Annotated in this window: 16 protein-coding genes and 1 other RNA gene; 4 read left to right on the forward strand and 13 right to left on the reverse strand. The window is 62.0% G+C overall.

What is annotated here, in order from left to right; translation table 11 throughout:
* The 13 genes from BLR31_RS18145 to tkt form a co-directional block, all read right to left on the reverse strand.
* Positions 1-235, reverse strand: a 235-nt coding sequence (locus tag BLR31_RS18145) for a helix-turn-helix domain-containing protein (protein ID WP_176762750.1), incomplete at its 3' end; no start/stop codon positions are given.
* A gap of 73 nt (positions 236-308) precedes the next feature.
* Positions 309-1,223: an ABC transporter substrate-binding protein gene (locus tag BLR31_RS18150; RefSeq protein ID WP_090598683.1), complete on the reverse strand. Its 915-nt coding sequence runs from the start codon at positions 1,221-1,223 to the stop codon at positions 309-311.
* Positions 1,224-1,287: 64 nt separating this feature from the next.
* The gene (locus BLR31_RS18155; protein ID WP_090598688.1) at positions 1,288-2,079 is read right to left on the reverse strand and encodes an inositol monophosphatase family protein; all 792 of its coding nucleotides are present in this window, start codon (positions 2,077-2,079) and stop codon (positions 1,288-1,290) included.
* A 243-nt stretch (positions 2,080-2,322) separates the two neighbouring features.
* On the reverse strand, positions 2,323-2,886 hold the full coding sequence (gene efp / locus BLR31_RS18160; RefSeq protein WP_090598844.1) for an elongation factor P: 564 nt from the start codon (positions 2,884-2,886) through the stop codon (positions 2,323-2,325).
* Positions 2,887-3,084: 198 nt separating this feature from the next.
* On the reverse strand, positions 3,085-4,161 hold the full coding sequence (locus BLR31_RS18165; protein ID WP_090598692.1) for a tetratricopeptide repeat protein: 1,077 nt from the start codon (positions 4,159-4,161) through the stop codon (positions 3,085-3,087).
* Positions 4,158-4,700: a thiamine phosphate synthase gene (locus BLR31_RS18170; protein ID WP_090598696.1), complete on the reverse strand. Its 543-nt coding sequence runs from the start codon at positions 4,698-4,700 to the stop codon at positions 4,158-4,160. Before BLR31_RS18170 ends, BLR31_RS18165 begins: the two co-directional genes overlap by 4 nt.
* 463 nt (positions 4,701-5,163) lie before the next feature.
* Positions 5,164-6,186 carry a class I fructose-bisphosphate aldolase gene (locus BLR31_RS18175; RefSeq protein WP_090598699.1) on the reverse strand — a complete coding sequence of 341 codons (1,023 nt, stop codon included), beginning with the start codon at positions 6,184-6,186 and terminating at the stop codon, positions 5,164-5,166.
* Positions 6,187-6,306: 120 nt separating this feature from the next.
* Positions 6,307-6,588, reverse strand: a complete 282-nt coding sequence (locus BLR31_RS18180) for a type II toxin-antitoxin system YafQ family toxin (RefSeq protein ID WP_090598703.1) — start codon at positions 6,586-6,588, stop codon at positions 6,307-6,309.
* Positions 6,575-6,838 (reverse strand): type II toxin-antitoxin system RelB/DinJ family antitoxin, encoded by a 264-nt coding sequence (locus tag BLR31_RS18185; protein WP_090598707.1) that lies wholly within the window; start codon positions 6,836-6,838, stop codon positions 6,575-6,577. Before BLR31_RS18185 ends, BLR31_RS18180 begins: the two co-directional genes overlap by 14 nt.
* Before the next feature lie 59 nt (positions 6,839-6,897).
* A complete protein-coding gene (locus BLR31_RS18190; protein ID WP_090598711.1) occupies positions 6,898-8,100 on the reverse strand; it encodes a phosphoglycerate kinase in 1,203 nt (400 codons plus the stop codon).
* 95 nt (positions 8,101-8,195) lie between these two features.
* The gene (locus tag BLR31_RS18195; protein ID WP_090598714.1) at positions 8,196-8,744 is read right to left on the reverse strand and encodes a putative glycolipid-binding domain-containing protein; all 549 of its coding nucleotides are present in this window, start codon (positions 8,742-8,744) and stop codon (positions 8,196-8,198) included.
* Between the two features lie 3 nt (positions 8,745-8,747).
* On the reverse strand, positions 8,748-9,752 hold the full coding sequence (gap, locus tag BLR31_RS18200; protein WP_090598718.1) for a type I glyceraldehyde-3-phosphate dehydrogenase: 1,005 nt from the start codon (positions 9,750-9,752) through the stop codon (positions 8,748-8,750).
* Positions 9,753-9,970: 218 nt separating this feature from the next.
* Positions 9,971-11,950: a transketolase gene (gene tkt / locus BLR31_RS18205; protein ID WP_090598721.1), complete on the reverse strand. Its 1,980-nt coding sequence runs from the start codon at positions 11,948-11,950 to the stop codon at positions 9,971-9,973.
* A gap of 248 nt (positions 11,951-12,198) precedes the next feature.
* Here tkt and BLR31_RS18210 point away from each other — a divergent pair, with 248 nt between their 5' ends.
* From BLR31_RS18210 to ssrS, 4 genes are all read left to right on the forward strand, one after another.
* Positions 12,199-12,522, forward strand: a complete 324-nt coding sequence (locus BLR31_RS18210) for a DUF4164 family protein (RefSeq protein ID WP_176762751.1) — start codon at positions 12,199-12,201, stop codon at positions 12,520-12,522.
* Positions 12,515-12,898 carry a cell division protein ZapA gene (locus tag BLR31_RS18215; RefSeq protein WP_090598729.1) on the forward strand — a complete coding sequence of 128 codons (384 nt, stop codon included), beginning with the start codon at positions 12,515-12,517 and terminating at the stop codon, positions 12,896-12,898. Before BLR31_RS18210 ends, BLR31_RS18215 begins: the two co-directional genes overlap by 8 nt.
* Before the next feature lie 35 nt (positions 12,899-12,933).
* Entirely contained in the window at positions 12,934-13,473 is a 540-nt protein-coding gene (locus BLR31_RS18220; protein ID WP_090598848.1) for an MOSC domain-containing protein, read from the forward strand.
* Positions 13,474-13,635: 162 nt separating this feature from the next.
* Positions 13,636-13,795: non-coding RNA, 6S RNA (gene ssrS / locus BLR31_RS18225), on the forward strand.
* Positions 13,796-13,797: the final 2 nt, after the last annotated feature.

A 13,797-nucleotide genomic window follows, 5' to 3' on the forward strand; every position in this document is an offset into this window, starting at 1 on the left:
GCGTCTCCTCGAGCAGCGATAGGATCAAAACCTTGCAGGCGTCGATGCGTCCAGATCGACGATCACCTCCCAAGGCCTTGGGAAGAGGCGCTCCCTGATCACGCTGGCGCGCCCTCCAGCGGCTCACACTTGCCGCACTGACACCAAAGCGTTCAGCTGCCTGGCGATGGCTGAGCCCGCTGGCCACGGCGGCAAGAACACGCGTCCGGAGATCGAGTGACAAAGCTTTCGACATGTCCGCCGGCCTCCTCACCCGGCAAACATGATGAATCAGAAACGCGTTGATTTGGGAACCCGCACCGATTCATTCAGCTCGGGTGCCGCTCTAGCGCATAGGGGATGGAGAGCACCGAGGCCTGCGAGAAGGCAAGGTCGGGCAGGAGGATCGCCCCGCCGGTTTGAAACGCCTCGAGCGTATCGAGCGTCGGATTTGCGGCCAGTATCTCGTCTCGCGTGCTGCCGAACGGGTAGATCAGGAGGATATCGGCATCGGCCAGACGCGCCTCTTCGGCGGTCACCGTCACATAGCTCTCGTCCGCCGGCATGTCGAGCACCGCCGGCACGGGCGAAAAGCCCAGATCGTAAAGCGTTTTGTTGATGAACTGGGTCTGGGCGTAATAGGTCAGCCCGCCCGCATGGACGTCGAGATAATTGGCCGTGTGGCCCGCAAATTGGGGATTTTCGGCCTTGATCCCGGCCAGATAGGTTTCGAGACCATCGATTAGCGCCTGCCCTTCGTCGCGACGGCCGAGCGCTTCGGCAATCAGAAGCGTCGTCGCCGTCGTTGTCGACCCCCACGGCGATTCGCCCTTGGGCAACGACAGGGTAGGGGCGATCTGGCTTAGCCGCTCATATTCTGCGCGATCCCCGCCCGAACTCGCGAAAACGATCAGGTCGGGTTCGGTCGCCGCTATGGCTTCGAAGTTGAGTTCCCGCCCGAGCCAGACTTCTGGGGAATGCCCCTCGAGCAGTGGCGCCGACCACGGGCCTGCCCCATCCTCGAAATTGTACCAGGACCGGATGCCGACCGGCACGACCCCAAGCGCCAGAAGCGTATCGACGTCGCGGTCCATCAGCGCCACGACGCGTTCGGGAACATCCTCGATCGTCGTCGTGCCCAGCGCGTGCTCGACGGTCACGGGGAACACGTCCTGGGCATGCCCGACATGTGTTGCCGATAACCCGACGCACAGCGCGAAAAGGATGCGAAAAACGATAGCCATGACATTCCCCCGGATCGATAGACCGGAGGACGCTATTTTATTATGACTTTTCGAGTCAACTTAGTTATTTGACCGCCTGCACGGCCTTGAGCAGTTCGGCCTGGATGATTTCATTGCCAGCCACCACTTCGCCCTTGGCTACGGCATCGTTGCCGCCGGCAAAGTCGGTCAGAAACCCGCCGGCTTCCTTGACCATCAACAGTCCCGGCGCCACGTCCCAGGGTTTCAGGCCCGCTTCCCACACGCCATCCAGCCGGCCCGAGGCCAGCCACGCCAGATCGATCGAGATCGAGCCCGTGCGGCGAATGCCGACAACGGCAGGGGTGATGTGCGCCAACTGCCGCAATTGCAGCGCATCGAGCGCGCGGCCTTGCGAATTGATGCCGGTGGAAATCAGCGCCTCGGCCATGTGCTTGCGCCCCGCCACCCGCAGACGGCGGTTGTTGAGCCAGGCGCCATTGCCTTTTTCGGCGGTATAGAGCTCGTCCATGATCGGATTGTAGATCACCGAGGAGACGATTTCGTCGTTGCGCTCGAGCGCAATCGCCACGGCAAACATGGGAATGGCGTGCATGAAGTTCGTGGTGCCGTCGATGGGATCGATGATCCAGCGGTGCATCCCGTCGGTGCCCTTGATCTCCCCGCCTTCCTCCATGAGGAAGGAATAGGTGGGGCGCGCCTTCATCAGCTCGTCCATCACCACCTTTTCGGCGCGCTTGTCGGAAACGGTCACGAAATCGGCCGGCCCTTTTCGCGACACCTGCAAATTCTCGACCTCGCCAAAATCGCGGATCAGGCCCTTGCCGGCCTTCATCGCGGCATTGACCATTACGTTCATCAGCGCTGAGCGAGCCATGGGGATATCCTGTTCGGTATGCGATCGGGTTCAAATCAGTATGCGATGGATGGTAGCGCGACCGCTGCGCACCCCTCATCCGACCGCTTCGCGGCCACCTTCTCCCTCAAGGGGGGAAGGAAGGTCATTCACCAGCGCTCGCGTGTGTCCGCCTGCGCTGCCTTGAGAGCCCCCTCTCCCTTGAGGGGAGAGGGCCGGGGTGAGGGTGCGCTGAGCCTGCGCCAATCGCACCCGCTCGTTTTATCAATCCGCGCGGCGGATATAGGTCACTTCGGTCGTATCGACGATGATCTTCTGCCCGATGCCGACAAAGGGCGGGACCATGGTCTTGACACCGTTTTCAAGCACTGCAGGCTTGAACGAGTTGGCCGCCGTCTGGCCCTTGACCACGGGCTCGGTGTCGGTCACTTCCAGCGTCACCTGCGCGGGCAGCTGTACGCCGAGCGGGGTGTCTTCGTACATTTCGACGGTCACCATCATGCCGTCCTGCAGAAACGCTGCGCGCTCGCCGACGAAATCGGTGGCCAGTTCGATCTGCTCGTAGGTTTCGGTGTTCATGAACACCAGCGCGTCGCCCTGTGCGTAAAGGTACTGGAAGTCGCGCTGCTCGAGCGTCACCTTCTCGACGGTTTCCGCCGAGCGGAAGCGTTCGTTGAGCTTGGTCGTGCCCTGGATGGCTTTCAGTTCCACCTGGGCATAGGCGCCGCCCTTGCCGGGCTTGACGTGATCGACCTTCACCGCCACCCAAAGGCGGTCCTGGTGCATGATCACATTGCCGGGGCGAATTTCGTTACCGTTGATTTTCATCGTTTCTGGTCTTTTGCGATTGAGCGCCCGCCGGCGGTGCGCGCTCGGGGCCTTGTTTGGATTGGTGGCTGGCTTTTGCCCCAGAACGGGCTGGCTTTCAAGCATTTCCGCATCCGACGAGTCTCCGCCCGGATCGGAAGCATGACCAAAACAGAGACCTAGAGCCCCTGTCTCGATGCCATCGAAGTTGGAATTGCTCTAGTCCTCGCCCCCCATCATCTCGCTGATTTCAGGCGGCAGCGTATCGAGCATATCAGGCAGGGGTTGATCGAGCGTGTCGTCTTCCTCGCTGGTCGGGGCCGTCGGCGCCGGTTCCTGGCTGGGCGGCACGCCCGGCCAATAACGCGCCCGTTCCTCGCCGCGCGCCCGCACGTCGGGGTCGGCGCCTCTTATGACGTTGTCGAGATTGCTGTCGGAGAGGCCCTGCCGGCGCGCGAGATCGCGATACATGGCCGCGGTTTCGATATCGGCGGGCACGCCTTCACCCGCCGCCAGCATCATGGCGTAGCGGGCCTGGCCCACGGGGTTGCCCTGCTCGGCAGCGCGGGCATACCACCCGGCTGCTGCGGTTGCGTCGCGCTCGCCCAAGGCCCCCATATAGAGCAGCGTCGCATATTCCACCTGCGCATCGGCCAGCCCTTCGCTTGCCGACAACGCCAGAAGCTCCAGCGCGCGCTCGGTGTCGGGCGCAACGCCCGCACCCTCGAGCAGCATCACGGCAAAATCATATTGCGCTTCGGGCAGACCCGCTTCCGCCGCCTCGCCGATCAGCTGCGCGGCACGCACCAGATTGGGCTCGGCAAATTCGCCCTCGACGTGCAGCAGGCCCATATTGTATTTGGCCGCCGCGTGCCCGGCCTCGGCCGCCTTCTGGAACAATCTCGCGGCGCGCTGGCGGTTCTGCGTCACGCCTGTGCCCGACTGATAGATCAGCGCAAGCTGAAACGTCGCCTGCACGTCCCCGTTCTGGTCAGCCTGATTGTACCAGCTTATGGCGCGCGGAATGTCCTGCGCGACACCCAGCCCATTGGCATAGATTTCCGCGATCAACGTTTGCGCCACGGCGTCGCCTTGCCCGGCGCGGCGCTCGGCCAGCCGCAACGCCGTCAGGTAATAGCCGCGCTGGAACGCGCCATAGGCGAGGTCCACGCCTTCGGGCGGATTGAGCAGCATGCGTGAAATATCGATGGCTTCGTCCATCTGCTCGGACTGCGCGACAGCCGGCAGCGGCCCGAGCACGAGCAGCGCGACCAACAATGCTGCCTTTGCCCTCATCGATCGTCACCCGAAGGGATCTGGTCCCAATCGGTTTGCGGATAGGCGACGAATTCGTTGGCGACCCCTGCAAGATCGTCGCCCGCGCCGGGACAATAGACCGATGGCACCTCGAACGTTTCCGCCCACCAATCGGCCATCTCGCGCCCGTCGATGTCGGTCCGGTCGCCAAACATCAGATAGTCGACGTCCAGTTCCCCGCGCAGCATGGCCTCATGGCGCGAACCGATATCTCCGGTGCCGACGATGAAATCGGGCTTTAACGCCTCGATCGCCTCGTGCACCGCCTTGATGCCACCCGAAATATGCACGCCATCGGCATAGGCCTTGCGTACGAGGTCGGGCCGGTTGTCGAGCAGCACGGCGCAATTGTGCTTCTGGACCGATTTGGCCAGCGCTTTTACGCGCGCGCCATAGGTGAGGTCGTCTTCGTCACCGGCCTTGAGCAACAGCGCCGCCGCCGGCACGCGCGTCAATATCGCATCGAGCCGTTCGGCAGAGATATCGGGTTCGGCGATGAGGAAAATTTCAAATGCCATGGGGCCCCACTGTCATGGTTCCCTTGCCGTCAAACCATGACGAAAAAAGGGACGCGGGCGTTCCTACCGCGTCCCTTCGATCTTGAAAAGGGCGTGCCCGGTGGCGTCGTCGCTACAGACCCGCAGCTTCGCCCCACCCAGCACCGTCATCCCGGCCCTGAGCCGGGACCCAGTATGCTCCGCTCCGGTGATCTACCCACACTCGCCGAGGATACTAGGCCCCGGGTCTTCGCCCGGGGTGACAGCGGCGGGATGAATTTACGGCAACGACAAACTTGGGGCTGACCGCAACGGCGCAGGTGCTGCGACACAACCGCCGCCCTACCCCAACGGTCATCCCGGACTTGATCCGGGACCTAGTATGCTCCGCGCATGCGATCAATCCTCCGCCGCCAAGGATACTGCGCCCCGGGTCTCTTCGCCCGGGGTGACAGCGGTGGAATGATTTCCGCTCTGACGCCGCTTACGCCGCCCGGTCGAGTTCTGCGGCCCACTGGCCCTGCGAGGCCAGAGAATTCATCTTGGCGCGGTGGATGAAGGCGCGGCGTGCGGCTTCGACATTTTCGGGCTTGCCGGCCCATGCCGCAAGCGCATCGGCCTGCAGCGCGCGGCCATAGGAGAAGGTCAGACCCCAGGGCAATTTGCCCAAATTGTGCATGGCGGAGAGATTGGCGCTGGCCTGTTCACAGGTCTGGCCGCCCGAAAGGAACGCGATGCCGGGGACGATTGCAGGCACCGTGGCCTTCAACGTCCGCACCGTGCGCTCTGCGACTTCCTCGACCGAAACCTTGGGTCCGTTGACGCCGGGGATCACCATGTTTGGCTTTAGAATGATGCCATCGAGTTCGACGCCGGCGAGGCGCAGTTCCTCGAACACTTCGGCCAGCGTATCGGTCGTCACCCGTTCGCAGACCTCGATCGTGTGGTCGCCCGGCTTGCCATCGGCCAGAACTTCCGGCTCGACGATCGGCACGATGCCGGCTTCCTGGCACAGCGCCGCATAGCGGGCCAGCGCATGGGCGTTGGCATGGATCGAACCGCGCGTCGGCTTATTCTCGCCAATGGCGATAACACCGCGCCATTTGGCAAAGGTCGCACCAAGCGCCGCATATTCGTTCAGGCGGTCGCGCAGCCCGTCGAGGCCTTCAGTCACGGTTTCGTCGGCAAAGCCCGACATGGGCTTGGCGCCGGTATCGACCTTAATCCCGGCCAAAGCGTTGTTGGCGCGCAGCATCTCGACAAAGGGCGTGCCGTCGGATGCCGACTGGCGGATGGTTTCATCAAACAGAATCACGCCCGAAATGTACTGGCTCATCGCCTCGTCGGCGCCAAACAGCATCTCGCGATAATCGCGGCGGCTGGTCTCTGTCGACGCGAGCCCGATCGTATCGAACCGCTTCTTGATGGTGCCGGTCGATTCATCGGCGGCCAGAATGCCCTTGCCGGGTGCAACAAGCTGATTGGCGATATCGCTCAGTCGAGACATCGGACGCAAAACCCCATGAGTGTGTGGACTATTGCGCCCAAAATACCCCACCACCCCGCCCACAATCGAGTTAGACGTTCGGGTATTGGACGAAGGGATGATGCGGAGGAGGGGAACCCGCTAGAGCCCGAGTTCTGAGTGCGAGCCCAACCGAACCAGTTGCAGAGTTTCAGGGTCGGGCTTGCGATAGATCAGAACGAGGTCGGGCCGGACATGGCAGTCGCGGTGGTCGTTCCAATCGCCTGTCAGTGCATGGTCGCGATGCCGGGGCTCCAGATCGCGATCTTCGATCAAATGTTCGAGCACTGCCACCAACTCGGCTTCGAGCGTCTTGGCGTAGCGGCCGCGCTTTTCGCGCTTGAAGTCTTTCTTGAAGGCTGTCGTGCGCTCAATCGTCCGCATTCAGGTCAGCCATCAAGTCCTCGATGGAACCGATTTTCTTGGCTTTGCCCTCGCGGGCGTCCCGCATCGCTGCCACCGTCTCTGCGTTGGGCGTCAATGGTTCAAAGGGCAGAGCCTTTTCATTGGCCACGCGTATCAGCATCAAGCGCACGGCATCGGATACGGTAAGGCCCATCGTTTCGAGCACTGCAGCAGCTTCCTGCTTGATTTCGCTGTCGATCCTGGCCTGGACGAGCGCATTGGCAGCCATCGGTTTCTACTCCATTGTCGTGAATGACAATGTAATGCACGTTCATTGGGGTTACAACCTCACCGCGACAGCGCATCCACCCCCGGGAGCGGTTTGCCTTCCATCCACTCGAGAAACGCGCCGCCTGCCGTCGAGACATAGGTGAACTCGTCCTTCACCCCGGCATGGGCCAGTGCCGCCACCGTGTCGCCACCGCCGGCGACCGAGGTCAGCAGCCCTTTGCGCGTGCGCTCGGCGGCGTGCTTGGCGACTTCCACGGTCGCCTTATCGAAAGGCTCCATTTCGAACGCACCGAGCGGGCCATTCCAGACAACGGTTTTCGCCTCGTTGATCGCGGTCTTGATCTTTTCGATCGACTGCGGCCCGGCGTCGAGCACCATGCCGTCCTTGTCGATCGCGTCGAGCCCATAGGTGCGGCTGGGGGTGTTGGCTTCGAAATGCCACGCCACGACGCCATCAATAGGCAGGATGATCGCGCAGCGCGCGTCCTCGGCCTTGTCCATGATGCGCAGCGCGGTTTCCTTCAAATCGCGTTCGCACAGCGATTTGCCCACGTCATAGCCCAGCGCATAGATGAACGTATTGGCCATGCCCCCGCCGATCACCAGCGCCTCCACCTTGGTGACGAGGTTTTCCAAGAGGTCGATCTTGGAAGACACTTTCGCCCCGCCGACAATCGCGATCACCGGCTTTTTGGGATTGCCCAGCCCGGCTTCGAGCGCCCGGAGCTCGGCTTCCATGGCGCGCCCGGCGCCCGATGGCAGCTTATGCGCCAATCCGGCCGTCGAAGCGTGCGCGCGGTGGGCAGCGGAGAACGCATCGTTGATATAAAGATCGCCGAGCGAGGCCATCGTCTCGACAAGCGCGGGATCGTTCTTTTCCTCGCCGGGATGGAAACGGGTGTTTTCCAGCAACACCACCGATCCGCTCTCGGCGCCGTCGATCACCTTTTTCGCTTCGGTGACATCCGTCCAGTCGGTCCTGGCGAAATGGACGGGCTTGCCCACGATGCGGTGCAGATCCTTGACCACCACCTCAAGGCTCATGGTCGCATCGACCTTGCCCTTGGGGCGTCCGAAATGGGCGAGAAGGATCGGCAGCCCGCCTTTGTTGGCGATTTCCTGAATGGTGTGCGCCACGCGATCGATGCGCGTCGTGTCGGTCACCTTGCCGTCTTTCACCGGCACGTTGAGGTCGACGCGGACCAGCACGCGCTTGCCGTCGAGATCGAAATCATCAAGGGTCTTGAACGCTGCCGTCATCGCACGTCTCCCGCCGATAGGCCCAGTCCCGGCCGCCTTGGCCGGGTTGGACTTGCGGTAGCAGAACTGGCCCTCAAGGAAAAGGGCGCACCGCTCTAGACGCGCGCGAAAAGCGTCGGATAGTCGATGACGAACCCGTCCTCATCGACGCTCAATTGCGCCTCGAACGACCCGTCGGCGTTCTGGTATCGGAACCGGTCGGCACCGAGTTTTGTATAGATCTGCTCATGGCGCGAAACCATGAGTCCGGGCAGGGCAATATAGGCCATGGCAAACCGGCGCGGCTCGCCCACCACCCAATCGCGTATCCGCCGGATCGGCAGGGTATTGGTGGTCGGCGATCCGGAAATATCGATATCGATACAGCCCGCGAGATCCTCGCGCGGCCCATCTCCATCCGCCCATCGCCCCGCGCCATCGCGGGTGAGCGCAACCGTCAGTCCGCTATCGCTCTCGAGCGTCACCGCGCGAAACCCCCAATCCGCATCGAGCGTGATTGCATAGGACACCGCGCAATCGGCGTCATCGCGATCGGCGATCACCACGCCGCGCAGCACGATCGCCCCGTCGCGTTCGACAACCCTTAAATGTTCGAGGCCGCTCGATCCGAGCGGCCTCCAGCGTAGTGTGCGATCTTGCAGCAAGGCTCAGACCTTGGCGAAGGCCACGGCCGTATCGCTCATGCGGTTCGAAAAGCCCCACTCATTGTCGTACCAGGAAAGGATACGCACGAATGTGCCTTCCATCACCTTGGTCTGGTCCATGTGGAAGATCGACGAATGCGGATCGTGGTTGAAATCGGTCGAAACCAGCTTCTCATTGGTGTAGCCCAGAATGCCCTTGAGCTTGCCTTCCGAAGCGGTCTTGATCGCCGCGTTGATTTCCTCGACCGAGGTGGTCTTCTTGGCGATGAACTTGAAATCCACCACCGAAACATTGGGCGTCGGGACGCGGATCGAAGTGCCGTCCAGCTTGCCGTTGAGTTCGGGCAAAACGAGACCCACGGCTTTGGCGGCCCCGGTCGTCGTCGGGATCATCGACAGCGCTGCAGCACGGGCGCGGTAGAGGTCCTTGTGCATGGTGTCGAGCGTCGGCTGGTCGCCGGTATAGGAGTGGATCGTGGTCATGAACCCCTTTTCGATGCCCACGGCTTCATTGAGCACATAGGCGACGGGGGCCAGGCAGTTGGTCGTGCACGAGGCGTTGGAAATCACCTTGTGCTCGGCGGTCAACTGGTCGTGGTTCACGCCATAGACCACGGTCATATCGGCGCCATCGGCGGGCGCGGAGACGATCACTTTCTTGGCGCCGGCTTCAAGGTGGGCCGAGGCTTTTTCCTTGGAGGTGAAAATGCCCGTGCATTCCATCACGATGTCGATGTTCATCTCGCCATGGGGCAGTTCGGCCGGGTTGCGCACGGCGGTCACCTTGATAGGGCCTCGACCCACATCGATCGCATCGCCGGCAACGGTCACGGTGCCGGGAAAGCGGCCATGTACCGAGTCATAGCGGATCAGATGGGCGTTGGTTTCCACCGGGCCCAGATCGTTGATGGCCACGACTTCGATGTCGGTACGGCCGGATTCGACGATGGCGCGCAGGACGTTGCGGCCGATGCGGCCAAATCCGTTGATGGCGACGCGGACGGTCATGAAATGCTCCTTGAGAGAAGATCTAACGGAAAAAAGACTGGTCTTTGTGCCCTGTCATCGGACGCTGTTGCCCGTCGCCAGTGCCGCTGCTGGATCCCGGGAACACGCCCCGGGATGACATCTGAATTGGTCCCGCGCCCGCCACCCCCACAATCGTCACCCCGGGGATTTATGCCCGGGGTCCCATGGGCGCCGGCCAGGCGCGACATCGCTCGTCCTTAAAGCTGCGCCCGAGCGGCTTCAACAATGGCTTTAGTCGTAATCCCAAAGTGCTTGTAGAGATCGTTGATCTCGCCCGATGCACCAAAGCCGGTCATGCCGACAAAGCGTCCGGTATCGCCGAGGAATTTCGACCAGCCCATTTCGATGCCGGCTTCGACCGCAACACGGGCCTTGGCCTTGCCGAACACTGTGCGCTTGTAGTCGTCGGACTGGGCCGCGAACAATTCCATCGAGGGCACCGATACGGCGCGGGCCGAAATGCCCTCATTGGTGAGTTCCTTGGCCGCTTCCACGGCAAGCTGGGTTTCCGAACCCGTGCCGAAGATCACGACGTCGGCGTCCTTTTCGCCCCAGATCGTATAGGCGCCGCGCAGGCACATATTCTCGCTGGAGTATTCGGTGCGCAGGGCCGGCAGGTTCTGGCGCGACAGGGCCAGAAGCGATGGCTGCTTGTGGCGTTCGAGCGCGATTTCCCAGCATTCGGCGGCTTCCATGGCGTCGGCCGGGCGGAAGACCAGAAGGTTGGGAATGGCGCGCATCGCGGCCATGTGCTCCACCGGCTGGTGGGTCGGGCCGTCTTCGCCCAGACCGATCGAATCGTGGGTCATGACATAACCGACGCGAATGCCCATCAGCGCCGAAAGGCGGATCGAGGGGCGGCAGTAATCGGTAAAGCACATGAATGTGCCGCCATAGGGATAAAGCCCGCCATGCAGCGCAATCCCGTTCATGGCCGCAGCCATGCCGTGCTCGCGAATACCGTAATGGATATAACGCCCGGAATAATCGTCGGCGGAATAGGGCTTGGTCTGGCTGGTATTGGTGTTGTTCGATCCGGTCAGATCGGCGGAACCGCCGATGGTCTCGGGCACCGCGCCATTGAGCACTTCGAGCGCATCCTGCGATGAGGCGCGGGTTGCCTTTTTGGGCTTGTCCTCGGCGAGTTTCTTTTTGTAGCTCGCCATCGCGCCCTTGAGCGCCTCGGGCAGATCGCCGCGCATACGGCGTTCGAACTCGCCCTTTGTTTCAGGCCCGGCGGCGTTCAGCCGCTCGGTCCAGGCCGAGCGCTCCTTGGTGCCGCGATTGCCCGCCAGGCGCCAATTGTCCATGATTTCGGTTGGCACTTCGAACGGACCGTATGCCCAGCCAAGCTGCTTTTTGGCGGCGGCCAGTTCCTCGTCACCGAGCGGAGAACCATGCACCTTGTTGGTGCCTGCCTTGTTGGGCGAACCGAAACCGATCGTGGTCTTGGCCGAGATCAGGGTCGGTTTGTCGGAGGTCTGTGCGTCCTTGAACGCCTTTTCGATTTGCTCGGGATCGTGCCCGTCGATCTCGATCGTGTTCCAGCCCGACGCTTCGAAGCGCTTGCGCTGGTCGGTCGAGTCCGCCATCGAGACCTTGCCGTCGATGGTGATGTCGTTGTTGTCCCAGACGACGATCAGCTTTGAAAGCTTCAGATGACCGGCCAGCGAGATCGCCTCCTGGGAGATGCCTTCCATAAGGCACCCGTCACCGGCGAAGACGTAAGTAAAGTGGTTGACGAGGTCGTCGCCATATTCGGCGTTGAGCTTGGCTTCGGCGATCGCCATGCCCACGGCATTGCCCAGACCCTGACCGAGCGGGCCGGTGGTCGTTTCGATGCCGTCGGCGTGGCCGTATTCGGGATGGCCGGCAGTCTTGTAGCCCAGCTGGCGGAAATTCTTGATGTCCTCGAGCGTCATGTCCTCATAGCCGAGGAGATAGAGCGAGGAATACAGCAGCATCGAGCCATGGCCCGCCGAGAGCACGAACCGGTCACGGTCCGGCCAATGCGGCGCCTTGGGATCGAACTTCATGATCTTTGTAAACAGCACCGTCGCGATGTCGGCGCCGCCCATCGGAAGGCCGGGATGGCCCGAATTGGCGGCCTGCACCGCATCCATGGAAAGGGCGCGGATGGCATTCGCCATTGCATCGTGTTTGGCTCTGTCTGTCATGATAACCCGTAGCTTTCGACATCAGGAAAGGCGACACCCAGACCCCCTCCGGCCCGGCTCGCTGGCGCGTGCAGACACATAACAGGTCCGGATATCGAGTCAATGTCAGGGGGCGGGGCGTTGTGCCTCCTGTGGAGCCAGTATGGCCCCCACCGCAGGACACCCCAGCGCCCACACCGCAACAAATTCCGCCTCCTCACGCAATCTTGCCATTTCCGCCACTTTTAAGGTTATGGTGGGGCATGGACGTGACGGATTCGAAGGATGCGCAAGCTGTGACAACGCCACCGCCCGGAGAGAGTTTTGCCACCGCCATCGAGCGGCTGGATCGCTCGCTCAATCGGCTCGATACCTCGGTCCGTTCGCTGTCCTCGCGACTGCGGTCGTCCGGTCAGCTCCAGACCGACAACCAGCGCCTCGCTGCCGATCGCACCCGGCTCGCCGGCGATCTCGATCGCGCTACGGCACGCGCCGATCGGCTCGATTCCGCAACCGAAGAGGTTTCCCGCCGGATTGCGGAAGCCATGGACACGGTCAAATCCGTCCTCGAACAAGGAGAAGCGCGTGGCTGAAGTCAGCGTCGAAATCAATGGCCGCAAGTTCCGCATGGCCTGCGAGGATGGGCAGGAAACGCATCTGTCGTCCCTCGCGACGCGGTTCAACCGCTATATCGACGAGTACAAGGGCACGTTCGGTGAAATCGGCGACAACCGCCTCGTCGTGATGGCCGGCATTGCTGTCGTCGACGAACTTGTCGAAGCCGAGCGCAAGATCCAGCAACTCAGCAGCGAATTGGCAACGGTCACACGGGCCGGCAGCGACGTCGCGGCGGAAGCTGAATCGATGGAAGCCAAATTTGCCGCCAAGCTCTCCGATGTCGCCCGCCGCATCGAATCCATCGCCACCGCCGTCGACAATGCCGGTCAGGACCAGCCGCAGCCCAATTGAACGCAGGTGAGCCGTTGTCGGACGTCATCGAGAGTGTGAAGGCTTGCGTTAGCGCCGTACACGCATCCCCGGTCCATGGCTTTTCCAAGTCCAGCGTGGAGTCCATCGAAATCCTCGATGGGCTCGGCGTTTCCGGCGACGCCCATTCGGGCGTTACGGTCAAGCACCGATCGCGAGTCAAGGCCGATCCCACCCAGCCCAATCTGCGCCAAGTCCACCTCATCGCCACCGAACTGCTCGACGAGGTCAACGCATTGGGGTTCGACGTGGCGCCGGGTGCACTCGGCGAAAATATCACCACACGGGGCATCGACCTCATCGATCTGCCACGCGGCACGATCCTCGCCATTGGCGACGTGCGCCTCGAAGTCACCGGGCTGCGCAATCCCTGCAGCCAGATCGAAAACTTTCGACCCGGACTTTTAAAGCAGATGATCGGCAAGCGCGATGACGGCACGCCATTGCTTCGGACAGGCATCATGACGGTGGTTGTCGCCGGTGGCGTGGTGCGGAGTGGGGACGAGATCGCGGTGATTTTACCGCCCGAACCTCACGTTCGGCTCGAGCGCGTTTAGCCGCTTAAGGGCTTTTCGCACGACCCTGTCGCCAACTGACGCATAGCCCTGTCGATCATGCGCACAATCGCCGATCTCGCGCCATATATGCGTGGTTGTGGGCGGGGTCTTCACAAAAGCGCAAGCACCCTCTTTGCCGATGCAGCAATAGAGCCTATATCAATCGGGCTGCCCGGTTCGTGTAGGACTCTGCATCCCCGGGGCCTTATCGATCCTTAAGGGAGCTATCCCTGTCCAGGCCCGTGGGCTTGGGTATATGGCGCCCACCTACATGAGTAGGTTTCCCGGGATCGACACGTCCCACGGCCAGGGCGGCACTTTATT

Source organism: Pelagibacterium luteolum (assembly GCF_900100665.1).
Taxonomy (GTDB): domain Bacteria; phylum Pseudomonadota; class Alphaproteobacteria; order Rhizobiales; family Devosiaceae; genus Pelagibacterium; species Pelagibacterium luteolum.